The 24,947-nt window shown below is 49.6% G+C and carries 24 protein-coding genes and 1 tRNA gene; 3 read left to right on the top strand and 22 right to left on the bottom strand.

Features of this window, described 5'->3' with window-relative positions:
* Positions 1-118 precede the first annotated feature (118 nt).
* The 7 genes from E4T81_RS06155 to E4T81_RS06125 all read right to left on the bottom strand — a co-directional run bounded on the left by E4T81_RS06155 (position 119) and on the right by E4T81_RS06125 (position 5,234).
* Positions 119-505 carry a hypothetical protein gene (locus tag E4T81_RS06155; protein ID WP_135042433.1) on the bottom strand — a complete coding sequence of 129 codons (387 nt, stop codon included), beginning with the start codon at positions 503-505 and terminating at the stop codon, positions 119-121.
* A 183-nt stretch (positions 506-688) separates the two neighbouring features.
* A complete protein-coding gene (locus E4T81_RS06150) occupies positions 689-1,168 on the bottom strand; it encodes a DUF3408 domain-containing protein (RefSeq protein WP_167761741.1) in 480 nt (159 codons plus the stop codon).
* Entirely contained in the window at positions 1,155-2,042 is an 888-nt protein-coding gene (locus E4T81_RS06145) for a toprim domain-containing protein (protein ID WP_135042429.1), read from the bottom strand. The genes E4T81_RS06150 and E4T81_RS06145 overlap by 14 nt, the downstream gene beginning before the upstream one ends.
* A gap of 125 nt (positions 2,043-2,167) precedes the next feature.
* The gene (locus tag E4T81_RS06140) at positions 2,168-3,211 is read right to left on the bottom strand and encodes an AAA family ATPase (RefSeq protein ID WP_135042427.1); all 1,044 of its coding nucleotides are present in this window, start codon (positions 3,209-3,211) and stop codon (positions 2,168-2,170) included.
* Positions 3,199-3,519 carry a DUF3853 family protein gene (locus tag E4T81_RS06135; RefSeq protein WP_135042425.1) on the bottom strand — a complete coding sequence of 107 codons (321 nt, stop codon included), beginning with the start codon at positions 3,517-3,519 and terminating at the stop codon, positions 3,199-3,201. The genes E4T81_RS06140 and E4T81_RS06135 overlap by 13 nt, the downstream gene beginning before the upstream one ends.
* A gap of 238 nt (positions 3,520-3,757) precedes the next feature.
* Entirely contained in the window at positions 3,758-4,885 is a 1,128-nt protein-coding gene (locus tag E4T81_RS06130; protein ID WP_209308161.1) for a hypothetical protein, read from the bottom strand.
* Positions 4,886-5,163: 278 nt separating this feature from the next.
* Positions 5,164-5,234 (bottom strand) — tRNA-Gln (locus E4T81_RS06125).
* A 330-nt stretch (positions 5,235-5,564) separates the two neighbouring features.
* Here E4T81_RS06125 and E4T81_RS06120 point away from each other — a divergent pair.
* Positions 5,565-6,167: a YqgE/AlgH family protein gene (locus E4T81_RS06120; RefSeq protein WP_135042422.1), complete on the top strand. Its 603-nt coding sequence runs from the start codon at positions 5,565-5,567 to the stop codon at positions 6,165-6,167.
* Positions 6,168-6,711: 544 nt separating this feature from the next.
* Here the strand turns inward: E4T81_RS06120 and E4T81_RS06115 are convergent.
* The 14 genes from E4T81_RS06115 to E4T81_RS06050 all read right to left on the bottom strand — a co-directional run bounded on the left by E4T81_RS06115 (position 6,712) and on the right by E4T81_RS06050 (position 22,189).
* Positions 6,712-7,236, bottom strand: a complete 525-nt coding sequence (locus E4T81_RS06115; protein ID WP_135042420.1) for a DUF6155 family protein — start codon at positions 7,234-7,236, stop codon at positions 6,712-6,714.
* 174 nt (positions 7,237-7,410) lie between these two features.
* On the bottom strand, positions 7,411-8,928 hold the full coding sequence (locus E4T81_RS06110) for an MBOAT family protein (protein WP_135042418.1): 1,518 nt from the start codon (positions 8,926-8,928) through the stop codon (positions 7,411-7,413).
* On the bottom strand, positions 8,925-10,190 hold the full coding sequence (locus tag E4T81_RS06105; protein ID WP_167761737.1) for a GDSL-type esterase/lipase family protein: 1,266 nt from the start codon (positions 10,188-10,190) through the stop codon (positions 8,925-8,927). Before E4T81_RS06105 ends, E4T81_RS06110 begins: the two co-directional genes overlap by 4 nt.
* Entirely contained in the window at positions 10,174-11,628 is a 1,455-nt protein-coding gene (locus E4T81_RS06100) for a GDSL-type esterase/lipase family protein (protein ID WP_167761735.1), read from the bottom strand. The genes E4T81_RS06105 and E4T81_RS06100 overlap by 17 nt, the downstream gene beginning before the upstream one ends.
* On the bottom strand, positions 11,625-12,668 hold the full coding sequence (locus E4T81_RS06095) for a chorismate-binding protein (protein WP_135042412.1): 1,044 nt from the start codon (positions 12,666-12,668) through the stop codon (positions 11,625-11,627). Before E4T81_RS06095 ends, E4T81_RS06100 begins: the two co-directional genes overlap by 4 nt.
* Complete coding sequence (gene rimO, locus E4T81_RS06090; protein ID WP_135042410.1) at positions 12,665-13,957, bottom strand: 30S ribosomal protein S12 methylthiotransferase RimO; 1,293 nt, start codon at positions 13,955-13,957, stop codon at positions 12,665-12,667. Before rimO ends, E4T81_RS06095 begins: the two co-directional genes overlap by 4 nt.
* Before the next feature lie 12 nt (positions 13,958-13,969).
* On the bottom strand, positions 13,970-14,932 hold the full coding sequence (ftsY, locus tag E4T81_RS06085) for a signal recognition particle-docking protein FtsY (protein WP_135042408.1): 963 nt from the start codon (positions 14,930-14,932) through the stop codon (positions 13,970-13,972).
* 213 nt (positions 14,933-15,145) lie between these two features.
* Positions 15,146-16,666, bottom strand: coding sequence for a cellulase family glycosylhydrolase (locus E4T81_RS06080; RefSeq protein WP_245207018.1), 1,521 nt, complete (start codon positions 16,664-16,666; stop codon positions 15,146-15,148).
* A gap of 202 nt (positions 16,667-16,868) precedes the next feature.
* Positions 16,869-17,729 carry a hypothetical protein gene (locus tag E4T81_RS06075; protein WP_135042404.1) on the bottom strand — a complete coding sequence of 287 codons (861 nt, stop codon included), beginning with the start codon at positions 17,727-17,729 and terminating at the stop codon, positions 16,869-16,871.
* A 23-nt stretch (positions 17,730-17,752) separates the two neighbouring features.
* The gene (rsmI, locus tag E4T81_RS06070; RefSeq protein WP_135042402.1) at positions 17,753-18,502 is read right to left on the bottom strand and encodes a 16S rRNA (cytidine(1402)-2'-O)-methyltransferase; all 750 of its coding nucleotides are present in this window, start codon (positions 18,500-18,502) and stop codon (positions 17,753-17,755) included.
* Positions 18,499-19,347: a hypothetical protein gene (locus tag E4T81_RS06065; RefSeq protein ID WP_135042400.1), complete on the bottom strand. Its 849-nt coding sequence runs from the start codon at positions 19,345-19,347 to the stop codon at positions 18,499-18,501. Before E4T81_RS06065 ends, rsmI begins: the two co-directional genes overlap by 4 nt.
* A 284-nt stretch (positions 19,348-19,631) precedes the next feature.
* Positions 19,632-20,969 carry an NADP-specific glutamate dehydrogenase gene (gdhA, locus tag E4T81_RS06060; protein ID WP_135042398.1) on the bottom strand — a complete coding sequence of 446 codons (1,338 nt, stop codon included), beginning with the start codon at positions 20,967-20,969 and terminating at the stop codon, positions 19,632-19,634.
* 134 nt (positions 20,970-21,103) lie between these two features.
* Positions 21,104-21,616, bottom strand: a complete 513-nt coding sequence (locus E4T81_RS06055) for a hypothetical protein (RefSeq protein ID WP_135042396.1) — start codon at positions 21,614-21,616, stop codon at positions 21,104-21,106.
* A gap of 156 nt (positions 21,617-21,772) precedes the next feature.
* The gene (locus E4T81_RS06050) at positions 21,773-22,189 is read right to left on the bottom strand and encodes a DUF4293 domain-containing protein (protein ID WP_135042394.1); all 417 of its coding nucleotides are present in this window, start codon (positions 22,187-22,189) and stop codon (positions 21,773-21,775) included.
* A 103-nt stretch (positions 22,190-22,292) separates the two neighbouring features.
* On the opposite strand from E4T81_RS06050, the gene E4T81_RS06045 reads away from it, so the two are divergent.
* Positions 22,293-23,909 carry an ABC-F family ATP-binding cassette domain-containing protein gene (locus tag E4T81_RS06045; RefSeq protein ID WP_135042392.1) on the top strand — a complete coding sequence of 539 codons (1,617 nt, stop codon included), beginning with the start codon at positions 22,293-22,295 and terminating at the stop codon, positions 23,907-23,909.
* A gap of 20 nt (positions 23,910-23,929) precedes the next feature.
* The gene (locus tag E4T81_RS06040) at positions 23,930-24,223 is read left to right on the top strand and encodes a Dabb family protein (protein ID WP_135042389.1); all 294 of its coding nucleotides are present in this window, start codon (positions 23,930-23,932) and stop codon (positions 24,221-24,223) included.
* Between the two features lie 21 nt (positions 24,224-24,244).
* Here the strand turns inward: E4T81_RS06040 and E4T81_RS06035 are convergent, their stop codons facing one another.
* Positions 24,245-24,937, bottom strand: a complete 693-nt coding sequence (locus E4T81_RS06035) for a TrkA family potassium uptake protein (protein WP_135042387.1) — start codon at positions 24,935-24,937, stop codon at positions 24,245-24,247.
* Positions 24,938-24,947: the final 10 nt, after the last annotated feature.

Raw genomic sequence — 24,947 nt, 5'->3', positions numbered from 1 at the left:
ATAGGCGGTAGTGAAAATATTTTCGCTTCCGATGATGCGCCATGTGTCTGGCGTATATTCTTCGGGGTTGTGGAACTGGCGCGTCACATACCCCACGACATCGTGAAACGTGCCGTTTTTAAGTATTCTTGCAAACATAATCGGTATCTTTATTGGGTCTTAATTTTTTGAGAATGTCAAACATCTTATCGACGACAGCGGCTAATTTATTTGCCGCGCTGCGAAGTTTGAGCTGATGAAAACAGGTCATTGCCTGATTGAAATCGGAACTGAGATTTAGTATTCCTTTGGCAATTTCCTGTTCAATCCCGCTCAGGCGACTGACAATCGTGAGCCGGAACGCGCCGTGTCTGACATACTCCGCCATCTTTACTCCGGCGGCTTTTGACCGTTCCAGAAGGTCGGAGTATTCTGCATCGTTAAGTTTGATTGTCACCACATGGGTGCGCTTCTCATCGGTCGGTTTAGAGGGACGACCGCCCTTCCTGACAGTTGGTTTACTCATAGTAGACATTGTTGTGGTTTATGTGAATTGGGAAGTAAAGAGCGGCTTATGCTGCGCAGTTTCGGGAAGCATTTTCGGAGAAAAAGAAATCCCGAAACATATCCTTGCCTTCCCAATTCACTACGTTCATGGGGAAGCTGCCCCACGGTGTACCGGGTGCAGTGGTATCCCGACATTATCATCTCAGAGTTTGCGCCATATTTCGATGTCGTCGGCATAGAGATTGAGATGCTCCAATAGGACGGCGTTGATGTAGCTGCCGACGCTGGTGTCGCGGTCGCCGAGGATACGAGCGATGCGTTCGAGCTTCTCCCATACGCTGTCCTCGATGTTGACCGGGTGACGCTTCATCAGTTTTGTCGGGGCGAGATAGGTAGCCTTGAAATCGGCGTAATCCGATTTGCGCTGTTGCTTGCCGATACGCTGTTGCTTCGGTGGCTCGGTAGTATCGGTTGTCGTCTGCTCGTTGTCGAACAGATTGTCTGTGTTGGTAGAATTGGTGCTGTTGACAGCGTTGTCACTGTCTACAGCGTTGATAGTGGGAGTTGAGTTGATGGAGTTATCTGGTTGCATAATAATTTGTGGTTTGATGGTTGATACTTTGGATTCGGGTGCATCGGTCAGCTCGGTTGACTTGGATGCGGTGGATTTATTTGTTTTCATTGGAAAGTGTGTTTTTGGTGGAACTTTGATTTGTAAGATACTCATTCAAGTCGTTGAACTCGGAGTATAGTATGGAGCGGTCAATTACGGTTGAACCATATATGGCTGTCAACTCGGTGAGTGCTGTTCGTCCGGCTGTGTCGTTGTCAAGATAGCAGTTGATGGCGGTGTGGCCTTTGAGATATGGCACAGCCTTGTTGACATTGACAACCGAGTTGAGTATGATTGCATCTGTTCCGCTGATGATTCCGAGTGTGAGCGCAGAGAGATAATCAATAAACCCCTCGAAAACGGCACACTCTTTTGACGGGCCATCTCTCGCCCACGGCAGATATGAGATGTCCTTGCGTCCCAAGCAACCTTTGAAATATCGGTTGCGCAGTTCCCAGCCACCGCTGACATTCTCGAATGCCACGGCAAAATAAAATCTGCCGTTGACACAGTAATGTGCCTCCTTGCATTTCGCTTTGGCGATGTGTGCCGGGATACCACGCTCTTGGAGGTATGCGACAAGTGCGCGGTGTTCCAGTGGCACGATCTCAAATCGCTCCATGCTCGGCGCAGAGTGCCGCTGGGGATAAGAGGAAGCGACTGTCTGCACCGACGGCACCGGACAACTGTTGACAATGCAGCGCATGAGATAACGCAGGTCTGTTGACTGATACATTTCGGTTGCCAAGTCTATAATGTTGCCACCTCTGCCAAGTCCGAAATCATACCAGCAATTGAGTGTGGTTTCCACCTTAAACGACGGCGTATGTTCCTGTCGCAATGGCGACTTATACCATAGCCTCGTTCCTTTTTTCGCCGTCGGTTCATGTCCGAGTTGAGACAAGAAGGAGGCTAAAGGGATTGATTTAATCTCTTTTATCATGAGTTCTAAAATGTTTGGGTGAGCTGGCTCTTCTTGGTTCGGGTTCTATTATATATGCCCTTTGATAAACCAAACCGCGAAGCGCTTTCGTAGCGCAACGGAGAAAGAAACCAAAATTGTGGTTTTCAATAGTAGAAATCCGGATTGTAGATATATTCGCGGTTCTCGTAGCGAATCATGCCTTTGTTGTCAAGAAAGGTCTTTAAGCCCTTGACCTTGTTGTTGGAATACGAGTGTCCACAGGTGGCATATCCGGCTTTCAATGCAGCCTCAAAGTTGCGGCAACCTTTTATCGGGCCGTTGGCGAAAACTACCGCTAACGCCTCGCGGTGCTGTTCTTCCGTCAGCTCCTTGTAGGGATACGGATCTCTGGCTTTCTTGCCCGGTTCGGTGAACACATATCCGCTGGCAATCTCCGGCAGACCGTAATCATTCACCCGGAAGGCAAACGGGTCAAACTCGGCGGCGCGTATCATAGCGGCACATACCTCCGATACGGTATCATCTGTTTTGCTTCGGCTCACCTGAAGGACTGTCTCAGCCTTGTTGTTGAGTTCTGTGCCTACATGACCACGGGCGTTGTCATCGCTCTTGTTGAGATGTAGAACCGTGTGGATATGTATCTGGAATTTGTCAGTCCATTCCATCAGCTTGCCGATAAGGTCGGTGGACTCCTTGGCGCAGTTGATGTCATACATCAGGTCGCGCACACCGTCGATGATTACAAGCCCAACGCCGGGAGTGTTGATTATCGCCTGTTCGATGACCTCAAGGCGCAACGAGGGTGTAAGTTGACGCAGGGCGGCAAATTTAAGATGCTCCGGATGTGTGTCGGTCGGCAGCTTCGCCAGTCGCAGAGCGCGCTCCATGACCTTCTGACAGTGATATGGACTTTGCTCGGTGTCGAAGTAGAGGATTGTACGCTTGTCATCGGGGAACTCGGCGGTGTAACCTAACACTTTGCCGTTAACGAGCGAGGCTCCGACAATGGCGGCGACATTGAATGTCTTTTTGCTCTTTGCTTTGCCGGTCGATGCCGAGAAGTTGCCGAGAGTGCCGATAACACTGCCGTTGGCATACAGCACCTCCGGCGCAGTCTGAATCTCATCAGTGATTCGCAACTGCTTCTCCTCCCAAAGTCGGAGGATTTCAGTCTTCACATCTTGCATCGGCGACCTCCCTTCTTTGATGATTGGATGAGTTCGAGCGCAAGCTGTGCGTCGATGATGATTTTTCTGCCTGTTTGAGTAATGGCATCCTTAATTACGCCACTGTTCTTGATGCGGTGTGCGGTAGCTTTGCTGCATTGAAGAAGCTCGCAAAGTCCTTCAATCCCATAGACGAGCCATCGGTTTGCAGTGGAAGCAGTGCTTTCGGGGGCAATATTGTCCCTGACATTACGTGAGTCAAGCAATTCTAACAGTTGTTCTCCGGTGTACTGCCAGAGAGGGAGTTTGAGTAACTGGTCTTTTGTCATACGCAGTGTTGTTTAGAGTTGTACTTACCGCCCTCTTGTAGAGCGCATCCGAGTAACTCCCGGACACTGCAAAATTACTGCCGGTCATGAGTGGTGTGTATGTGGTGCATGACTATGGATATAACAAGACTACCCGTCAGAGTATCAAGCTCTAACGGGTAGTATCATAAGGTCTCAAAAGTGGAATTTCAAGTGGCGAAAGTGGTGCGCGAGTGGTAGCACAGAGTCACACAGAGTATCACGCTCGTTTTTTATGTTTTTTGAAGATTTCATCCACCTCGTCAGCGTAAGCCCGACTCGATGCGCTGGCATCGCTTCCACGGGGATGACAATACTTCTTTTCGTAGTAACTCCATTCAATACCGAGATGGTTGAGAATCTCATCCCGCCATGCTGTCTTGTGCTTTGCCGGAACAATCTCATATAGCTTAGATACGAGATAACAAGCCTTGATGGTTTGCTTGGGACGTACCCTTATCGGCTCATGCTTGCCGTGGAGATTGAGCGATGAATGAAACTGTGTTTCTGTCGGATTGTCGAATACATCGTTACACACTTCATATAATTCAGAGATGAGTATCATAGGGAATAATTCTCCCTTCCAGCATTTGTTATCCTGTATGTTGAGAGTTGTCTGTTCCTTTATGTCTTCCAGAGGTGTTAGAAAACTTCCTCCCCGATGCATCATCTTTTGCTCGAATGTCAGCCTTAATTTATTCTGGAGCTTTATTTCGCAAGGAGGAAAGTATCGCTCGGCATTAGTAAATAATTTGGAGCATACATCACGAAGGCGACTGTAGAGCGGTGGTGACTCCTCATCGAGAAAATCATCAAACTCTATGCTTCTCTGAAGACTTACAAGAAATTTCCGTTTACGCTTGAGCCAACGCTCCCTATGTTCATCAAGATGATATGCGAAAAGCTCACGGTTGACATCGTTCATTGTACAATCGGGAGGCATCGGCATCTTCCCTCTTGCAATCAATGAACCTTGATATAGCTGTGCATCAATTTTTAGAAGTTCAAATTCATTTAAAAGATGCTTTATTTCATACTCGTCAAAATCGTCCCTTTTCGAACGTTCCTTTCTATCGAGTTCCCGGAATGTATCATAGTAGGTGTGAATTCTACACACTATCTCGGCACAAAGATTCCTAACGGTATTGGCGAGTATTCTGCCAACCTCGCCAAGTGCATGGGTCTCTATAACGACAGATTCTTGGTCAATGGAATACAACATCTTGAAATTTTCCGCAATTTCCTTTCGGCAGACCAAATCTGATTTGGCAATCTGAGGATACTTGATATCCTGTCTCAGTTTTTCTAAGACAGGTACAACATCGCGGAATGTCATTGGTGGTGGCATAGGGAGGTGTTGGGTTTAGAGCGTTAATAAATCGTGAGAGCCAATCAGTTTTAACCATACTTGTTGAAACGTTATGAAATTTTAGCACTCAAAAACTCTAACAAGCGATACTCTAAGATTGTTTGCGCGCCATTGAGTTGATACTTTTGTGGCGTGTGGTAAAGACTGAAATTTTGGAAAAGTATCAAATAAGTATCAAATATACAATTTTTAACATTTTTGCGCAGGGTAAAAAAGAAGAAAGAGCTGAGTCTGCGTGACTTAGCCCTTTCTTTGTGTTGCCTTGGAAGGATTCGAACCCTCACAGGCGGAACCAGAATCCGACGTGCTACCATTACACCACAAGGCAATTATTATCGGTTTGCGAGTGCAAAGTTATATGGTTTTGGTGAATCTTCCAAATGTTTTTGCAAGTTTTTTTGAATAATTTTTATGCTCGATTTTTAACTGTCACACATTCAGTGGTTTTGCGCTTTTGCTGAACTGGACTTTTTTTCATTGCCTGCAGGTGGTGATTTGTCTTGACTTATATATCTCTGTCGATGTACATGGATATTATTACTACGAAAAGACTACGAAAAGGTGTATTTTGGTGCATTGCCGGAATTTAATTTTGATAATAGTGTTGCGTTTTTTGAATTTTAGTCGTATCTTAGAGGAGTGAGAATTAATTGTGGCTATGAAAAAACTTGAAAACATTTTATTTAATATCAAGATGCCGGTAAGGAGGGCGTTCCGCGGGGCTTTGCTTGTCGCGGAGCCGTTTCTCAGGGAGTGTTATTTCAATCATGCCGTGATATGCCTGATTGATTACGGACATTCTGAGACATCTATGGGGGTGGTTCTAAATAAACTTACCAATTATGACTTGTCAGACCTCGTAGGTGCTGTTACTCGCAGGGAGGCTGTGCCGGTTTATTGTGGCGGCCCGATGTCGTGCGACCGTATGTATGTCGTGCATCGTCTTGGCGACATTATACCTGATTCGATAGAGATTGCGCCGGGCGTGTGTGTGGGCGGTGATTTTGATGCGATTATCGATTATGTCAATTCCGGGATGCCATTGGATGGTTATGTGCGCTTCTGTCTTGGCTATAGCGGCTGGGGCGTGAAGCAGCTTGACGAGGAGCTGCGCAATGGCGTGTGGGCTGTGGCTCACATCACGGATGCTGAAGGATTGCTCACGGGGTCGGAGGACGGTTACTGGCATCGCCAGGTAAGGATGATGGGCACTGATTATCGCGGATGGTTATATCATCCTCAGAATCCGCGGATGAATTGAATGTCACTGCCGCATATTGCCGGTCGGTATATACAAAAAAATTGATTGTCATCCCGACAACCAATCTTAGTTAACCTTAAATCTAATACCATGAAAAACACGTTACAAAGGTATGGCTTATTTCTGATATGACAAAATATTTTCTGACAAAATGTCGGTTGTTTAACATTATTTTAATGTCAATGCCGTTTAGTAGCGGATAATCGTGGAAATTAGTCATTGCCGAAAGCTTATGCCTGCAGGATATAATAGAAAGGTGGTGGCGGTTAAAAACCGTCACCACCTCTCACGTTTCAACTATTTATTTATGAGAACCTCAGTGCCCGGTATCACTACCCGATAAAGAGGACGAGGGATGTGAAAAAGCGGGTAATATCACTGTTTTCATTACTATAACAATCTAAAACCGTTTGTGGAAGCGGCTTTCAGCGATTTTATAGTGTAAAAACGCTTAAAAAAAGTAAATTGGCTATCAAATTAATGCTAATATTATCAAATTAACTTAACCCTTTAACATTTAGCCTTTTCCGACGGGTTGCCGATGTCATTTTATCGACTCCATAAACTCCTTATGGATTTCAATGATTTCTGTGCGAAGCGGTCCGCGCAGCTTTCCCGCCGCGGCGAGGAGATTGTCAATCCGGCGGCTGTATTCGTCAAGCAATCCATTGGCAAAAAGGTATTTAAGCGTGTCGGCAAACATGCTTAGCGCCGTCCCTTCCTGGGAGTCTCTTATCCACGATCTCATGCCGGCTGCATATTGATAGATGGTCTCGACAAGCGTCAGCCTCAGGTCGGCAATAAGCCTTGGGCTCGGGTGGAGTGTGGTGAACTCCTTGATGGCTTTTTTGCACACTGATGTGCGTCCCTTTGCTCTTCCCTTGGCAGGGAAAAACTCTTTTATTATAACTGCCCGATATTTTTCATACATTTTCTTTTCATCCGGATTTACATAGTATTCCAGATATTCCCTCGCGTCCTTGCGCGCCTCATATAGCTCAAGCATCACTTCAATCAGCTGCTCGCGAGTCAGTTCATTCAGTTGCTTTTTCAGCGTTGTCTTCGACATAAACGGCTATTAAAATTAGTATTCCGGTAATCCTGCTTGGCAAGGTGACGCGGTGATGCACGATATTTCTGCTATAAATAACCCGATATCTGCTAACCCGGCATGCTGCCTGACAAAATAATACAAATATAACAAAAATATGTCGCTAACCATTGTCCATTCCGGATGGCAGGGTCAGTATTGGAGATAGATGAAGGGGACGATGTCGCTTTGGCGCACCTGGATGATGACGAGAATCACTATCGCAAGGATGATTGCCTGCAGAAGAAGGGGTAGGGCGGTGTAGCCCTGTTTAAGTCTCTCGGTCCAGCGTGAAGGCATGAAGTGCATGATGTAGCCTGCCGCCATGATAACCACAATGAGCAGATAGCCTTCGATGAACTGGGGCGCAATCTCCGGGTGAAAATTGGTGAATATCTGCGAGAGCATGTCTCTTACATTCTCAATCGAGCGGGAGCGGAAAAACATCATGCCTAACGCCATCAGATTGAACGTAAGAAATACATTTGCCGCCACTCGCCACCATTTGCCACGGTTGCTCTCGCTCACGCGGGGGAAAATGCGGCGTGCCGTCTTGTGGGCTACGAGAAGAAGTCCGTTCCACGCGCCCCATATGATATACATCCATGACGCGCCGTGCCATAGTCCACCTATGAGCATGGTGTTAAACAGGTTGGCATGGTTTCGGGTCTTGGAGCAGCGGTTGCCTCCCATCGGTATGTACAGATAGTCGCGGAGCCACGTGGAGAGCGAGATGTGCCACCGGCGCCACCATTCCGACGGGTTCTGTGACTTGAACGGTGCGTTGAAATTGTCTTTAAACCTGTAGCCGAGCAGGAGCGCGATGCCTATAGCCATGTCGGAGTAGCCGGAGAAGTCACAGTAAAGCTGCAGGGTGAATCCATAGGTGGCGACAAGATTCTCGAAGCCGGAATACATAAGCGGGTTGTCAAACACGCGGTCGACAAAGTTGCCGCTGATATAATCGGCCACGATTACTTTCTTGACGAGTCCTGCCATGATGAGAAACAGTCCCGAGCCTGTCATCGCGCGTGTAGCCACAGGATTTGCCTCGATTTGTCCGAGCATGTCCTTGGCGCGCACCACGGGCCCTGCGAGAAGGGGCGGGAAGAAGGTGAGAAAGAAGGTGTAGTGAAGGAAATTTGTAGCCGGTTTTATGTCACCCCGGTAGATGTCGACTATATAGCTTATAGAGCGGAACGTGAAAAAGGATATGCCCGCAGGAAGTATTATGTCAAACGCGTCAAACGGCTTATCGGCAAAGTTGGCGATAGTGCTGAATATCAAATTGACATATTTGAAATACACCAGCATACCCACATTCATGATGACATTTGCCGCCACGATAGCCTTGCGGGCTATCGTGCTTTTGACCGAGCCGAGCAGCCGTCCGAGAATATAGTCGCTGACACATACGCCAAGGAGGATAAAGCAACATTCCGCGCTTGACTTATAATAGAAATATAGCGAGAAGGCTATGACGGCAAGAAGCTTTGCCGAGCGCCATCGTCTCAGCATCTGATAGAGAAGAAGGAAAGCCACAAAAAGCAGCATGAACAGTCCGGTGTTGAAGAGAAGAGGGTTTGACTGGTCGTAGAGCATCACCGACTTTAGCCTTTCAAGATCGAGACACTTATCTATGTTTTCTATGTCTATCGCGGCATGTATCATCTTGTCGAATTGATTAATGCGTCATAGAGTAGGCTTCCGTGGAGCCTGTAGCCTTTATATGAGTGATGGATGTGGTCCTTCGCCATAAGCCCTTCTTTGACCCAAGAGCCGGAGGCTCCGGTTCCGCCTGCCACCTCATACCAGTCATAGACGGGCACATTGTGGTCGGCGGCATATTTCAGGATTATGTCGCGTACAGTAGCTACCTTTTCGTTTACACTATAGGAGCGGCGGCGTTTCTTGCCTTTTCTCCTGATGAGGACGCTTTTTTGACATTCCATCGGTGTCGTGAGCAATATGTTGCAGTCAGGGCGATTCTTGCGCAGATTGGCGATGAATCGGTCGATGCTGCGATATATCTCGTCGCCGGTCATGCGGCTGAAGGCCTCGTTGGCGCCAAGGCTCACGATTATAAGGTCGGGGCTGATGTCGCCGGTGCGGTTTATATCATCAGGAAGCATGTTGTAGCTGTGGAATGTGGCGCCGTTATTGCCTATGGCATGGTAAAGTATGCCGCCTTGCCTGCCGTTGGAGAGCACTATGCCATAAATGGAAGTTGCGCAGGTGGTGGTGAAGCCGATAGTTACCTGTGTGACAGGCGAGGGCAGGAGCAGGGTGGTTACAGAATCGGTATATGTCGCCGAAAATGATATGGCTTCATCCGATGAGCTCACCGAATCAATCATAAGCTTGCCGAGATGATATATCTTCAATGCGCTGAATGGTTCTGCATCTCCGCTGCGCGACAGAGTGGCGATGGTCAGGTCGGCTTTCTCATCTACCGGTGATATGCCTATGCCGGTGAAGCCGATTGACGCTTTCCCGTCAGGCTTCAGCAGCTTTGACGCCTGCCATTTCGATGTGCTTTTGATGGCATAGTCTCGCGGTTCATTGGTGCCTGCAATCTTTAGCGGTACGATCAGCCCTCTGCCTGCGCTGCCATAGCGCGACTGTAGAAGTGCGCGTGTCTTGCCTGTGGCAAAGTCGGCCTGAATGTGGGAGTCGCCGATATGTACAATTGTGACGGTATTGGAGTCGGCAGCCGCAAGTTTTTGGATGAGGTCACTCCAGTCCGCGCCATTCATTATTATATGGTTGCTGTCAAGCTTAATGAATGAAGGTATGCTGTCAGCCTCGTCGTAGGAGAAATCCATCTGCGGGGTTTCCCTGACGTCGCTGTCATCGGTGTCGCCGGCTGCCGAGGAAAGTGTTGTCGCTGACAGCAGCAGGGTCATTATTATAGTTCTAATTTTCGATAGCATTGAAAAATGATTTAATAAATTCATCGGCAAGTCTCGCGCCTCCGGAGTGGGAGAGATGCACGTAATCCTTGTTGGCGAGCGGAGGCTGCTGTGATGCCCATTTTATGATTGCGCCCTCGCCTCCCATAGCCTCGCGCGTGTCCCAGAACACACATCCGGCCTTTCTTGCCGCATTACGTTGCGCTTCTACCATTGCTGCGGCGACGGGCATTGACCTCACCTCGGAGCCTGTCTTTTGTCCGCGGTCGCCTACGCCCATGAGGAGTATATCGGCGTCGGGATAGCATCGGCGCATGTGACCGATTACCTTTACCATTATGTTGGAATATGCCGAGTAGTCGCGCTGTGACGCCGACATCGCGTTTATGCCAAACTCAAGCACGATAAGGTCGTAGTCGACATATCGCCGCATCTCGCTGCTGAGCGTCTCGCTGACTTTTGACAGCGTGACACCCGAAAATCCACGTGATGACATGCAGTCGACCGATACACCGCAATGCTCGTCGAGCCACACCCCGAGAGCTGTCACATTCGGGTCAGTGAGCGATACTGAAAACGCCGGAGTGGCGCCCGATACCTCTATACATTGAGCTTCGGGCGAACCGGTGATTTCGTGTATCTCCCATTCGTCATCAGTGCTTTTTGTGCGGATAAAGCAACTTTGCGGGCTGACAAACAAGAATCGCGACACTCCCCATGACCCGAGGTTATTATATTTGTTGACTCCTTTATATGTCGCTTTGGCGGCAGCTGCATCCTGACTTTTTACTGAATATTGCTCGCTGAGTGACAGATAAGCTCCACGGCGTCCTTTAGTACTTGCATTATATGTAGTCCAGCCGCTTCCCGACTGCCTGACGGAGCGCCTGAATCCCGGAAATTCAGAGTACATGTTGACATATCCCACACCGCCTCCGCCATATCGGTCCTGCAGATGTTCCCTGACATTCTGGGTGAATATGTCGCCCTCGATATAGGAGTCGCCCACGATAGCGATCCTCGCAAGGCGTTCGCCGCTTGCCTCAAGCGCCGCCTTGATACGGGCGAGCCCGTTTCCGTCGGGTGAGTAATCTTCCATTACGACAATCCCGTTGTGTCGCGGACTTATTGCCTCGGGCAGCGGTCTTTCTTCCACTGCATCGACCGTGTCGCGCGCAGTCGTAGCCGGTGGGGTGTCGTCATGCCGCTGTCGGGCGGCGGGTTGTGGAGTGGTTGTCGTCTCTTCTTTTATTGCCTCGATCAGCTCCTTGTCGACAAGCAGATTGTTGTCGGTCGCTACTGTTGCCGTGTCATTTTCCGGAAATATGTCAGAAAGCAGGTTGAAGTCGTTAAGCTTTCCGCCGCTTATGCGTGACAACGGGAGCTGTGACACAGCCGCGACAATCACTATGGCTGTACAGATTATCAGCCAGGGTTTTCCTTTAGGCTCCGCGTTCATCTCCCGGCATCTTTTATTATTGACTGCAGACGCCTTACCTTGGCTTCCGTCTCCGCCCATTCGTCGGCAGGCGTTGAGGCTGCCGTTATGCCTCCGCCGGCATATATGCAGTAGCCTGTCTTGTCAAAATTCACACTCCTCAGATTTACATAAGCGTGCAGTCCGCTGCTGTCGCTGACTCCCACATAGCCTCCGTAGCAGTCGCGGCTATGGCTCTCGTAAGCCGCAATGTGGCGCAATGCAGCCTCAAGCGGCGTACCTGCGAGTGCGGGAGTAGGGCTGAGCATGTTGAGCAGACGCAGTATTGACCCGTCGTATCCGGCAGTTATGCGGTGACACAGATGCTCGATGTCGCCATAAGCGATATTTTCAGCATCATGCAGGTGAGGCACAGCGCCTGCCGCTCTCAGCACCGCTTCGATATATTCGGTGACAAACCTGTGCTCTTCCACGTTTTTAGCGTCCCAAGGCTTGTCAGAGCGCACTCGAGTGCCGGCAAGAGCCATCGTTGTCACAGTGTTGTCGCCTCTGTCATGAGACAGTATTATTTCAGGCGATGCACCAAGCCACGCGCCCGTAAGCCGTGTATGATACAGAAACCGGAATGTCATCTGGTACGCGTCAAAATATCTGTCGGCTGCGGTTACCCAGTCGATACCGGCGGCGTCGCCACAGATTACGCGAGATATTACAGTCTTGCCGCCGTCACGTTTCAGCTCTTCGGTCAGGCAGGCGATATCGTGGAGATATTTTTCACGCGGAGTGGAAGTATGGCGGCTTATCGCTGTTATGCCCGGTCCGTCATGCCCTATGACGCTGTGGCAGTCCCATTGCGGGCGTATCACCACAGGCATCGGCAGCTTGTTGAGAAACGTATTCAGAAAAAATCCGTTTAGCTCATCCTCGTCGCCTGTCCATGCCTCTCCGTCGTCAGCGACAAATGTCGCGCTGTCGCTTCCAGGCATCGCATACACGGCAAAGTTTATTCCGCGGTCAAGGCAGTGTCGTGCCGCCGCCGCTATTTCGGGAGAAAACATCATATCTCTGCTATGAGATCGAAGTATTGCGCTTCCGTAATCCGGACATCATAAAACTCGCCCTTGTCCAGCTTGCGGCTCTTCTTTATCAGCACCTCCTGATCGACCTCCGGAGAGTCATATTCTGTCCTGCCCACGTAATATTCATCTTCCTCGCGGTCTATTATTACCCGCATGGTTGAACCTATTTTTGACTCGTTTATTTCGGTGGCAATCTCGGCCTGAATATCCATTATTTCCGACAGTCGCTGCTGTTTTACCTCTTCGGGTATGTCATCGTCGAAATGTTTTGCACCGTAAGTGTCTTCCTCCTCGCAGTAGGCAAATGCGCCCATTCGCTCGAAGCGCTGCTCTTTCACAAAAGCCTTCAGCTCCTCAAACTCTTTCTCTCCCTCTCCGGGAAATCCGGTCATGAGGGTGGTGCGTATATGTATGCCGGGCACGCGGCGTCTTATCTCGGCAAGCAGTTCGCGGGTCTGTGCGCCGGTTATGTGGCGGCGCATGTTGGCGAGCACGTTGTCGCTGATATGCTGGAGGGCGATGTCAAGATACTTGCAGACATTATGGTGTTTTGCCATCACGTCAAGTATATCCATCGGGAACTGTGCCGGATAAGCGTAGTGAAGGCGTATCCACCCTACACCGGGTATCTCCGCAATGCGGTCAATCAGCTCTGCAAGACGTTGCGACCCGTAGAGGTCGGTTCCGTAGCTTGACAGGTCCTGCGCGATGATGTTGAACTCCTTGACTCCGCGCTTTACAAGCTCGGTCACTTCATTAGTTATTTCTTCGATACTGCGTGACTTGAATCGTCCGGTGATGAGCGGTATCGCGCAGAACGAGCAGAAACGGTTACATCCTTCTGCTATTTTTATATAGGCATGGTGGCGCGGGGTGGTGATTACACGGTCATATTCCGATGTCGCCGGATTCTCTCGCGACAGCATAGTGACAAGTTCATGCCAGTCAAATTTTCCGTACCATCCGTCTACTTCGGGCATCTCAGCCTTCAGTTCGTCAAGGTAGCGCTGTGACAGGCATCCCATCACATACAATGACTTTATCTCCCCGCGGCTTTTGGCGTCTATGTAGCGGAGTATCATGTCGATTGACTCCTCTTTGGCATCGCCGATAAACCCGCAGGTATTGATTACCGTGATGTCGCCGCGCGAGTGTTCAGGCTCGTGGCAGGCATCAAACCCGTTTCTTGAAAACATGCTCAACAGGCGCTCGCTGTCTACAAGGTTTTTTGAGCAGCCCAGAGTTATGACATCGACTTTTTTTCGTGCCATAGCGGATAATGATTATTTATTGTCGCCGAAGAGTGACTGTACAAATTCTTTTTTATGAAACACCTGAAGGTCATCGATGCCTTCGCCGAGCCCGATATATTTTACCGGAATGCGGAACTGGTCGCTGATGCCTATCACAACTCCGCCTTTGGCGGTGCCGTCAAGCTTGGTTATGGCAAGCTCGTTGACCTTGGTGGCGGCTACAAACTGGCGTGCCTGCTCAAAGGCGTTTTGTCCCGTAGAGCCGTCAAGTACGAGCAATACTTCGTGAGGAGCGTCGGGCACAACCTTCTGCATCACATTCTTTATCTTGGTCAGCTCGTCCATTAGCCCCTTCTTGTTGTGGAGGCGTCCCGCTGTGTCGATGATTACAACATCTATGTCATTTGCCTTTGCCGACTGGAGGGTGTCAAATGCCACCGATGCAGGGTCGGCGCCAAGCTTCTGCTTGATTACGGGCACTCCTGCACGCTCGCCCCACACGTCAAGCTGCTCGACGGCAGCGGCACGGAAAGTGTCGGCTGCACCGAGCATCACTTTATTGCCGGCTTTCTTAAACTGGTGGGCAAGCTTGCCGATTGTCGTGGTCTTGCCTACGCCGTTGACACCGACCACCATGATTACATGGGGCTTGTGACCCTCAGGCACAGTGAAGTCTTCAAGTGATGACTCTTCATTATTTTCCGCAAGGAGTTCGGTAATTTCCTCGCAGAGCAGATTGTTTAGCTCCGATGAGTTGACATACTTGTCCCTTGCCACTCGCTTTTCAATCCGGTCGATGATTTTGAGAGTAGTCTCTACTCCTACGTCGGAAGTGATAAACACCTCTTCAAGATTGTCAAGTATCTCGTCGTCAATCTTTGACTTGCCGGCTACGGCGCGCGCCAATTTAGAGAACACACCCTGCTTGGTGCGCTCCAACCCTTTGTCAAGAGTCTCTTTTTTCTCTTTGGAAAAGAAACTGAATATACCCATCGGAATATCAAATAAAGAATTACACTGCAAATTTAGTGAAAAATCACGGTATATGAGCACAGGCTGTGAAAATTCAGCCTAATTTATTCACTCTTCGTTACTCCTTTCATGGTGGGACATGAGCGTGGTGACCTGTATTAATGAAATGTTTCCGGCAGGAATACTCCCCCGGAAACATTTTTATCGTGCTGCCTGTGGCTGTGTCGCCCGCTGTTACGGCGCTGAATTGTAGACGGTAGAGAGCGTGTAGTCAGGGTCGTCATTTGTGGCTGCCTTGACCATGATTTCAAGAATCTCCTTGCCGTTGTTGATATAGTTGCCGTTGGCGTGGTCGATAAGTCCTGAACACTCTCTGCCGGCGTCGCGGCTTCCATTGTCCCAATAGATCGCCGGCATTCCATACTCGCGTGCCGCCTTGCAGATGTATTCGAGGTAATACTTGCGGAATTTTTCGGCGCGTTCCGAGCTGCGGTGTACGCAGCCTGTCTCACCGATATATACCGGTATGCCTTTGCTGACAAACTTGTTTTTCAGCTTGTTGAATATGTCGTTTGCCGCATCCTCGTCACCGTAGGTCGCTTTCTTTCCGGTCGCGCCTGTGTGACCCCATTCGCTGAATTTGTCCTCAAGCGAAAATTCGGTAGGAGTATAATAGTGGACCGATACCATCAGGCGACCCGGGGTGGGATCGGAGGGGAGTACGAAACTGCTTAGAAGAGCAAGCTCCGGATTGGTGCAGTAGCTCGGCACACCGAGATAGCGTGTAGCGTTATTGCCTCCTGTGGCGCGCACGGCGTCAACGAAGGTCTGATTCCATTCGTTGAGGGTGCGATACTGCTTGCCGCCATCTTTGCGGTTGTCGCCCCAGCCCCAGCCTCCGTCGTGAATCTCGTTGAGGCTTTCAAAGATAAGGAACTCTCCTTTGTCGCTGAATTTCTGCGCAATCTGTGTCCACATCGCTGCGAGCTGTGCCTTTACGCGCTCGTTGATTGACGGGTCGTTTGCCGCACCCTTGATGTCGAGCCAGTGTTTTCCGTCGGCGCCGTCATGATGGATATTGACGATTGCTTTTAGCCCGGCTTTTTCAGCATAATTCACGAGCTGGGCCACTCGGTCGAGCCATGCAGCGTCGATTGTGTAATCGGGAGCGTCCCCGATATGCCCGAGCCAGGTTACAGGGATGCGCACGGTCTGTATCCCTGTTTCGGCGAGACGGTCAAACAGTGCCTGTGTGGCTTTGCCGTTTCCCCATGCTGTTTCAGAGGCTACATTGTTGTTATAGGCATCCATCTGATTACCGAGATTCCAGCCCATGCCCATGCTCTGAGCAAACTTTACGGCTTCGCTTACCGGAATCTCAGGGGTGTCGGGCTTTTGTGGCTCGTCGGGCTTTTCTTCCGGTTTTGCCGCCTGAGTGACACTGATTTGTCGTGATAATCCGCCTCCGGTAATCTCGATGCTTGATTTGCGCTCTGTATCGGAGTCGTTGGCAGTGGTCTCTACGGTGATTGTGGATTGTCCGCTTGCGTTGGGCTTGTCCACGGTAGCCTTACACCATTCCGGATTGACCGTTGACACTGAGAGCTCGCAGTTGGAAGTCACGACAAGTTGTTTGACCGAAGCTTCGGAGTTAAACGCCACTCCGTTTTCAAGGAGTTGCTGGGCAATCTCGATATAAGGTTGGTCAGGCGATGATGCCGGGGCGTCATCCTTGCTGCACGAAGTAAACATCATTGCAAGTATTGCAGTGATTAATGAAAAAATTGGTTGGTAGTGCATTGATATGAGTAATTAGTTGGTCTATACGGTGCAAAGATAATGTGATTTGATGTAATTAGTATATGTGATTTAGTTATAAAATGTTATTATAAAAAAACAGTGAGCCTCCGCGGGGTAGGCTGCGGAGGCTCATGTTATGTATGGATTTTGATTATGTTTAGTCGACCTGGATTACGAGATAGTTGGAAAGACTCCAGAATTTTTCAGGATTTGTGACGGTTATCACAACCTGGTCGTTGACTTTCTCGCTTGTATAAGAGTCGGCGGGCATATTGGTCACAATCTTAGCCTTCTTTGAATGGGTCGGGATTGTGGTGAGTGTGCGCTTGTCGGCTTTAGTGAAGTAGCTCTGCTGGAAATCGGCCTGGAGAAGCTTGGTCTTGCGCAGGAAGCCTGTCTCTATGATTTTAGCTTCTTTAAGCTCTTTCTTGGTTCCTATTGCATAGTAGCAAGTGTTCAGTTCATTGGTGAGAGCCTGTGACTCTTCCTGTGCGCGGGTCTTCTCTTCAGTGACGTTTGCGACAGTGGTGCTGAGTGAATCTACCTTTGTGCCAAGGTCGGCAATCTGTATCTTTGCCGATGCAAGGTCATTGCGCAGGGTGGAGATGGTAGCCTCCTGGCTTGCTATCTCAGCCTTGAGATTGTCGACAGTCTTCTTGAGTGTCGCGCTGTAGCTCTGTGAGTTCTGCAACTTGCTTTCAAGTTCGGCAAGGCGCTCGCGACGCTCTTTGAGTGCCTGCTGTATTGCCATCATGTCGTTGCGTATCTGGTCTTTGCGTGACTGAGACTCAGCAGTCAGATTGTTTGTGTTGCCGAGGATTTTCTCCAGGTCTTTGATCTGGTTCATGCCGTCGGTGATGTCGTTTAGTAGCACAAGTAAGCTGTCCTGATTGGCGAGGGCTACACGGAGTGAATCGTCGAGTACCGCATTTTCACTCTCAGCCTGTTTTAGTTTCCCGCCGTCACATGCTGTCAGAAACACCAGTCCTGCAGCAATAATTGAAACGATTTTTTTCATATTACGATATAATGTTTGAATGATTAATTCTTCTCATGCGAGGTGTCAGCCGCGTCATTGTCGCGGTATTTGTTACGGTGCACCTTGCGCTCTTGTAATTCTTTATAGCCGCTTACAACTATAACGATTTCACCTTTGGGAATGTTCACTTTGAAGTGTTCGGCAAGTTCGGCGAGGGTTCCTGTGACAGTGGTGTCGTGGAGCTTTGATATTTCGCGCGACACTGATGCGTCTCTTTCGGCTCCGCAGTAGGCTGCGAGCTGTTCAAGGGTCTTTACAAGCCTAAGCGGAGATTCGTAGATGACAAATGTGCGTGGTTCTTTCGACAGTTCTTCAAGGCGTGTGTTTCTCCCTTTTTTCTGTGGGAGAAAGCCTTCAAATGTAAATCTGTCACAAGGCAGACCTGAGTTTACAAGCGCCGGAATCAATGCCGTGGCGCCGGGAAGTGTTTCGACCTCGATGCCGTGGCGCCTACACTCTCTTACAAGCATGAAGCCCGGGTCGGAGATGCCGGGGGTGCCGGCGTCGCTTACAAGCGAGATTGTCTCGCCTGCCTCAAGGCGGTTCACGACAGGCTGCACGGAGGTGTGCTCGTTAAATTTGTGGTGGCTTGCAGTGGGCACGTTGATGTCAAAGTGGCGTAGCAATACAGCGCTTGTGCGCGTGTCCTCGCAGAGTATGAGGTCGCTGTTACGCAGAGTGTCTATTGCGCGCGGCGTCATGTCGCCGAGATTGCCTACCGGGGTGGGCACTATAAAGAGTTTTCCGCTCATTTTGCTGATAGATGATGTTCTACTATTGCCATGAAGTCGGTGACATCGGTCGACGAGCTGTCAAGTCCGAGACGCGTGAAGAAATATTCACGGGCTTCCTGCATGGAGTCCATGTTTTCCACAGCTGTTATCGCCTCGTTCATCTTTTCATCGGAGTTGCCGAATAGTTCGCGCCTGAAGCGGAAACGGTCGTTGAGGGAGAACGCCTTGCGCAGGTCACGCGAGTATTGGCGTGCGAGCTTCTCGTCAAGACGCAGTTCCGGTGCCTGTTCCGGTGCGGTGTGCGGTTTCGTTTCCTCGGCTGCTGCCACGCAAGTATTGACTTTCTCTTCTTCTTCTGCCTCTTCTGTAGCGTCTTCTTCCGGGGATGCCTCTGTTGGCTCCTCTTCCTCAAGGGCGATTACCGGCTGCTCCTCGATGCTCTCACCATCATTGTCATCTTCCGGCAATGTTGTTTCATCTTCCGGCAGCTCGGGACTTTCCGGAATTATATTCTCCTCTTCCTCAGGGGCGGGAAGAGTGGCTTCGTTGTTGTCAGGTATGACTTCATGCGGAGCCTCTTCTTCAGGGCTTGGAGCTACGTTGCTGTCATCGTCAGGTATCTCAGCCTCGCAGATATCCGCTGTCTTTTCGGCAGGTATTTCTGTTATGACGGGATTATCGGAAGGCTCTTCGGCGGCAGCGTCACCCAATGCCGGTGTTATGCCTGATTTCAGCGAGTCTATTTTCTCTGAAATCATTTCCCACACTTTTGCCGGGGTGTCATCGCCCCTATGAAGAGCGAGATACAATAGCCCTTCAAGCTCGTAGTTGATAGTAATCAGCTCCTCGATATTGGATGTCATAGGCAATATACTTGAATTATTGTCGCAAAGATACTATTTTTTTCAAACACACCCCAAATAAAGAAGTTCAAATGTTAAATAAATGTTAAAATGGGGGGGGGTAATTTATTTCTTAAAAAATAGTGTATATTTGCAATGTAGTAGAAATACTATAGAAAATATAATAAACACACACAATCCGGGGCGGAAAATGCGTAAAAGTGTTTCCGCCCTTTTCCTTGGTTCTAAAAAAGGAGCGCCCGGAAGCGCTCCCATTATAGTTATTGATGTATTTACTTTGCGGTTTAGATGATACCCTGTTCCATCATGGCGTTTGCCACCTTCATGAAGCCGGCTATGTTGGCTCCCTTCATGTAGTTGATGTAGCCGTCGGGTTCTGTGCCGTATTTCACACACTGCTCGTGGATGGCGTCCATGATGCCGTGGAGCTTTTCATCGACTTCCTCCGCGCTCCATGTGAGGTGCATGGCATTCTGGCTCATTTCGAGTCCGGAAGTGGCAACTCCGCCTGCGTTCACCGCCTTGCCCGGGGCATAGTTGGTGTGAGTCTCGATGAAGTGGTCGATAGCCTCCGGCGTACAACCCATGTTTGACACCTCGGCTACGAGCTGCACCTTGTTGTCGACAAGCTGTCGGGCGTCATCGCCGTCAAGCTCGTTTTGGGTGGCGCAGGGGAGCGCGATGTCCACCTTCTGTTCCCAAGGCTTGCGTCCGGGGAAGAAGGTCGCGCCGGGATACTTTTCCACATATGGTTCCACGATGTCGTTGCCCGACGCGCGCAGTTCAAGCATGTAGTCAATCTTGTCGCCGGAGATGCCGTCGGGATCATATACATATCCGTCGGGACCCGATATTGTGACTACCTTGGCTCCGAGTTCGGTAGCTTTCAGTGCCGCGCCCCAGGCTACGTTGCCGAAACCGGAGATTGCCACTGTCTTTCCATTGATTGACTCGCCTTTGCGGGCAAGCATGTTGTTGACAAAGTATATCGCTCCATATCCGGTAGCCTCGGGACGTATGCGAGAGCCGCCGAAGTCAAGTCCCTTTCCGGTAAATGTGCCGGTGTGTTCGTCGACAAGTTTCTTGTACATGCCATACATGTAGCCTACCTCTCTGCCGCCCACTCCTATGTCGCCGGCGGGCACGTCGCGGTCGGGACCGAGGTTTTTCCACAGTCCGAGGATGAATGCCTGGCAGAAACGCATGATTTCGCGGTCGCTCTTTCCGCGCGGTGAGAAGTCGCTGCCACCTTTTGCGCCACCCATAGGAAGGGTGGTGAGGGCATTCTTGAATGTCTGCTCAAATCCGAGGAATTTAAGTATTGATAGGTTGACTGATGCATGGAATCGGATACCTCCCTTATACGGGCCTATGGCATTGTTGAACTGTACGCGATAACCGAGGTTGGTCTGTACCTCGCCTTTGTCATCGGTCCAGGTGACACGGAATGTCACAATGCGGTCGGGCTCGACCATGCGCTCGATTATACGGGCTTTCTCAAATTCGGGGTGCTTGTTGTAGACATCGCCTACTGAAAGTAACACTTCCCTGACTGCCTGGAGATATTCTTTCTCTCCCGGGTGTTTCGCCTCAAGGGCGTTCATGATATTATTGATATCCATATCTAATGTAGATTAAGTTATGAATGATTCATACACAAATATAAACAAAAAAAATTAACAAAGTATCATAAATTTCACAAAAAAATAACGGCTGCCCGTGAAGGGGAGCCGTTATCGGTTGATTGCTAACAAGTTTATTTTTTGTCTCCGCTCTTTTCAGCGTGTCTCATGTCGATTTTGCGATCGCCTTTCTTCATGGCGTGCATCTTGTGATGAGACATGGCTTTGTCATGACCGGGAGCCGGATTGGACAGTACGACATTTTCCAAAAAGACTACGTACTGGTCAGGGGTGAGAATCTCTTTTACACTTTCGAGATATTCTTTCTTGCCTGAGCGTGCCACTGAGTCGCGCTGCTGTACACGCTCTTTGCGAGCCTTGGCGGCTACAGCGCTCTTGGCTTTGCGCTGCTCTTTAAGGGCGGTGAGCTTGGTCTGCTGGTCCTGGGTGAGGGTTATCCCCGCAAAGGGGTCGGCTGCACATGGACGCTGAGGCTTGCAAGCCTTGGCTCCGTCGGGACATGCCTTGGACGCACACTGCTCTGTCTTGGCGCAGCTTTCAGCTGTCTTTGAAGGGGTCTGGGCAAAAGCGTTAAACGAAAAAAGTGATGCGGCAAGTACAGCCACTGATAGAATACTCTTTTTCATAAGTTAAAGTTTTATTTGATAGTTATGTTTTCGTCTGTTACTGTATCTATGACTTTAATAACAATCATGCGTTTAAAATGTCGCTGTGCTTTAACTTTGATTTAACGTTTGTCAACTCATTAAAACATTTCCGGCTTGCGTAAAGATTATTGCGCCTTATCTTATGCGGTCGTAGCTTTTGAGCAATCGCTCGTCGGCTGCCATGCGGCTTCTCGCCAGAATGGTGAGTATCAGGGCGACAACCGGCAGGGTGGCGGTCCATGTCATCTCTTCGATGTAGCCGGCGGCAGGTAGCATGAGCAGTCCTGTGACTATGATAGACACTGCTTCGAGAAACACATTGACGAGCGCCACCTTCTTTTGAAGCTTCAGGTCGCGAAACAGGAAGATGTCAATGAGAAGCAGGAGGGTCACAAGGATGTTGATTACAAAAAGAGGGATGAAATCAAGCGCGTCGACACATGATGGGGCGCCATTGACGGACATTCCGGTGCCGAGGGGGAGGAATGATACGAGTGCCATGCATATTGCGGCGAGAAGGAGGAATACTGTTTGCCAGCGTTGTATTACCATAACATTTTATATTTGAGTGGATTGATAATAATGGCAAAATTACGAAATTTCGGCAAATATTTTGTACCTTTGCAGTCCTAATTTGAAATACAACATATATAAGATGATAGCGGTCAATAATTTAACTCAGCAATTTGGCAAACGCGTGCTTTTCCAGGATGTAAACCTGAAATTTACACCCGGCAACTGTTATGGCATTATCGGTGCTAACGGCGCCGGAAAGTCAACCCTTATGCGCATACTCAGTGACCAGCTTTCTCCCACCCACGGCACTGTGTCGCAGGGACCGGGCGAACGCATGTCGGTTTTGGAGCAGGATCACTTCAAGTTTGACGATTGCACTGTGCTTGACACCGTGCTTCAGGGTCACACCGTGCTTTGGGATATTATAAAGGAAAAGGATGCCATATATGCAAAGGCTGATTTCTCTGATGAGGATGGTGTAAGGGCTGCCGAGCTTGAAGAAAAGTTTGCAGAGCTTGAGGGCTGGAATGCCGAGAGCGACGCGGCTGCTCTGCTGAGCGGTCTTGGCATCAAGGAAGACAAGCATTACATGCTGATGAAAGACATGAGCGGTAATGAGAAGGTGCGTGTGCTTCTTGCAAAGGCACTCTTTGGCAATCCTGACAATCTTCTTCTCGACGAGCCGACCAACGACCTTGACCTTGAGACTGTGGCTTGGCTCGAAGACTATCTATCGAAGTTTGAGAACACGGTGCTTGTCGTGTCTCACGACCGCCACTTCCTTGACTCCGTATGTACCCACACGCTTGACATAGATTATAATAAGATGACCCTGTTTGCCGGTAACTATAGTTTCTGGTATGAGTCATCGCAGCTTGCATTGCGTCAGCAGCAGCAGCAAAACAAGAAGGCTGAGGAAAAGCGCAAGGAGTTGCTTGAATTTATTCAGCGTTTCTCGGCCAATGTGGCAAAGTCAAAGCAGACCACTTCACGCAAGAAGATGCTTGAGAAGCTGAACGTAGAGGAGATTCAGCCCTCGTCGCGCCGCTATCCGGGCATTATCTTCACCCCGTCGCGTGAACCCGGAAACAAGATTCTTGAAGTGCACGGTCTTACAGCCTCTGTTGATGGCGAAATCCTTTTCAAGGATATAAACTTCGCCATAGAGAAGGGTGACAAGGTAGCGTTCCTTAGCCACGACCCGAGAGCCATGACCGCGCTGTTTGAGATCGTGACCGGAAACCGCAAGGCTGATGCCGGCACATATGACTGGGGTCAGACCATCACCACAGCCTATTTGCCGCTCGACAACAGCGCTTATTTCAACACTGACATGAATCTTGTCGACTGGCTCTGCCAGTGGAGCGACGACTCAAGCGAGATTTATCTGAAAGGATTCCTCGGGAAGATGCTTTTCTCAGGCGAGGAGGTGATGAAGAAGGCTTCGGTGCTTTCAGGTGGTGAGAAGATGAGGTGTATGATAGCCCGCATGATGATGAAGGATGCCAACACTCTTATACTTGACTCGCCGACCAACCATCTTGACCTGGAGTCGATTCAGGCGTTTAACAACACCTTGCAGTCGTTCAAGGGCAATGTGCTGTTTGCTTCTCATGACCACGAGTTTATACAGACCGTGGCAAACCGCATAATCGAGCTGACGCCCAACGGTATTATCGACAAGATGATGGACTATGACGACTATATCACCGACGAGCGTGTAGCCGCAGCCCGCGAACGTCTTTACGCGAAATAACAATTAAAATAAAAGAAACAATGGTAAAGCATATAGTAACATTCAAACTTACAGGCTCGGACGCTGAGCGTCTTGAGGTGGCACGTGCGTTCCGCGACGCGCTTCTCGCGCTTCCGGAGCAGATTGACGTATTGCAGTCAATGGAGGTAGGCATAAATGAAAACCCCGCCGAGAGCTGGGACGTTGTGCTTACAGCCGTGGTGCCTTCTCTTTCTGATGTCGCCGTCTATGCCAATCATCCGGCTCATGTGGCTGCCGCCGCACTCCTTGCCGGACATAAGGCTGACCGCGCCTGTGTCGACTATGAGTTTTGATTTTGCTTCACCACATAGGCGTCAGGCGCTTATGTGGTGAAACAAGTCTCTGAATCCGCGTTGGGACCCTATGACGGTGATTATGTCGCCTTCTTCAAGTTTGGTGTCCGGCGTCGGATTTTCTATTTTCTGGAGTTCATTGTTGGTGATGCCGAGAAAATTTCTTTTTGGCGCCGGGCGCGAGACTGCCACGACCTTTATATTGAAATCCTTCTCAAAGTCAAGCTCGCCGAGCGGGGTGCCTACATAATATTCCGGCACGGCAAATCTGATTACGTAGCGGTCGGAGTCAATGCGCATCGAGTCGACGTTGCAGCCGAGCTCAAGCTCGCGTGTCAGCTCTCGTGCGGCGCGTTGCTCCGGGGTGAGGATGCGGTCGACCTTGAATCCTTGCAATATTGTCTCATGGATTTCATCCACGGCACGCGCATAGATGGTTTTCACTCCGAGTTTCCGCAGCAAAGCCACGGTCTTCACGCTCGCGCCGAAGTTTTCGCCTATTGCCACGATTACAAGGTCTACTGTTTTCAGCGGCAGCACTGACAGTGCGGCTTCGTCGGTCGAGTCTATGATGTAGGCTGTCGATATTTTGTCTTTAAGCGCTTCGACAAGCGTGGGATTGCTGTCGGCGCCTATCACTTCATGACCCATTGCAGTCAGGTCTATGGCAAGGTTGGCGCCATATATGCCGAGTCCGATTATGAGGTAACGCATAGAAGATAGT

The sequence above is a fragment of the Barnesiella sp. WM24 genome (assembly GCF_004570975.1).
Lineage (GTDB): Bacteria > Bacteroidota > Bacteroidia > Bacteroidales > Muribaculaceae > Muribaculum.
This window is presented reverse-complemented; position numbering and strand designations above follow the sequence as displayed.

Coding starts and splice junctions, on each gene's coding strand:
- E4T81_RS06095 (WP_135042412.1), bottom strand. CDS start 12,668: ATGATGTTTTCTCCCGAAATAGCGGCGGCGGCACGACACTGCCTTGAC.
- E4T81_RS06105 (WP_167761737.1), bottom strand. CDS start 10,190: ATGCTATCGAAAATTAGAACTATAATAATGACCCTGCTGCTGTCAGCG.
- E4T81_RS06040 (WP_135042389.1), top strand. CDS start 23,930: ATGGTAAAGCATATAGTAACATTCAAACTTACAGGCTCGGACGCTGAG.
- E4T81_RS06035 (WP_135042387.1), bottom strand. CDS start 24,937: ATGCGTTACCTCATAATCGGACTCGGCATATATGGCGCCAACCTTGCC.
- E4T81_RS06115 (WP_135042420.1), bottom strand. CDS start 7,236: ATGTCGAAGACAACGCTGAAAAAGCAACTGAATGAACTGACTCGCGAG.
- E4T81_RS06120 (WP_135042422.1), top strand. CDS start 5,565: ATGAAAAAACTTGAAAACATTTTATTTAATATCAAGATGCCGGTAAGG.
- E4T81_RS06050 (WP_135042394.1), bottom strand. CDS start 22,189: ATGGTAATACAACGCTGGCAAACAGTATTCCTCCTTCTCGCCGCAATA.
- rsmI (WP_135042402.1), bottom strand. CDS start 18,502: ATGAGCGGAAAACTCTTTATAGTGCCCACCCCGGTAGGCAATCTCGGC.
- E4T81_RS06155 (WP_135042433.1), bottom strand. CDS start 505: ATGAGTAAACCAACTGTCAGGAAGGGCGGTCGTCCCTCTAAACCGACC.
- E4T81_RS06045 (WP_135042392.1), top strand. CDS start 22,293: ATGATAGCGGTCAATAATTTAACTCAGCAATTTGGCAAACGCGTGCTT.
- gdhA (WP_135042398.1), bottom strand. CDS start 20,969: ATGGATATCAATAATATCATGAACGCCCTTGAGGCGAAACACCCGGGA.
- E4T81_RS06145 (WP_135042429.1), bottom strand. CDS start 2,042: ATGATAAAAGAGATTAAATCAATCCCTTTAGCCTCCTTCTTGTCTCAA.
- E4T81_RS06140 (WP_135042427.1), bottom strand. CDS start 3,211: ATGCAAGATGTGAAGACTGAAATCCTCCGACTTTGGGAGGAGAAGCAG.
- E4T81_RS06135 (WP_135042425.1), bottom strand. CDS start 3,519: ATGACAAAAGACCAGTTACTCAAACTCCCTCTCTGGCAGTACACCGGA.
- E4T81_RS06130 (WP_209308161.1), bottom strand. CDS start 4,885: ATGCCACCACCAATGACATTCCGCGATGTTGTACCTGTCTTAGAAAAA.
- E4T81_RS06065 (WP_135042400.1), bottom strand. CDS start 19,347: ATGACATCCAATATCGAGGAGCTGATTACTATCAACTACGAGCTTGAA.
- E4T81_RS06075 (WP_135042404.1), bottom strand. CDS start 17,729: ATGAAAAAAATCGTTTCAATTATTGCTGCAGGACTGGTGTTTCTGACA.
- E4T81_RS06110 (WP_135042418.1), bottom strand. CDS start 8,928: ATGATACATGCCGCGATAGACATAGAAAACATAGATAAGTGTCTCGAT.
- rimO (WP_135042410.1), bottom strand. CDS start 13,957: ATGGCACGAAAAAAAGTCGATGTCATAACTCTGGGCTGCTCAAAAAAC.
- E4T81_RS06080 (WP_245207018.1), bottom strand. CDS start 16,666: ATGATGTTTACTTCGTGCAGCAAGGATGACGCCCCGGCATCATCGCCT.
- ftsY (WP_135042408.1), bottom strand. CDS start 14,932: ATGGGTATATTCAGTTTCTTTTCCAAAGAGAAAAAAGAGACTCTTGAC.
- E4T81_RS06150 (WP_167761741.1), bottom strand. CDS start 1,168: ATGAAAACAAATAAATCCACCGCATCCAAGTCAACCGAGCTGACCGAT.
- E4T81_RS06100 (WP_167761735.1), bottom strand. CDS start 11,628: ATGAACGCGGAGCCTAAAGGAAAACCCTGGCTGATAATCTGTACAGCC.
- E4T81_RS06055 (WP_135042396.1), bottom strand. CDS start 21,616: ATGAAAAAGAGTATTCTATCAGTGGCTGTACTTGCCGCATCACTTTTT.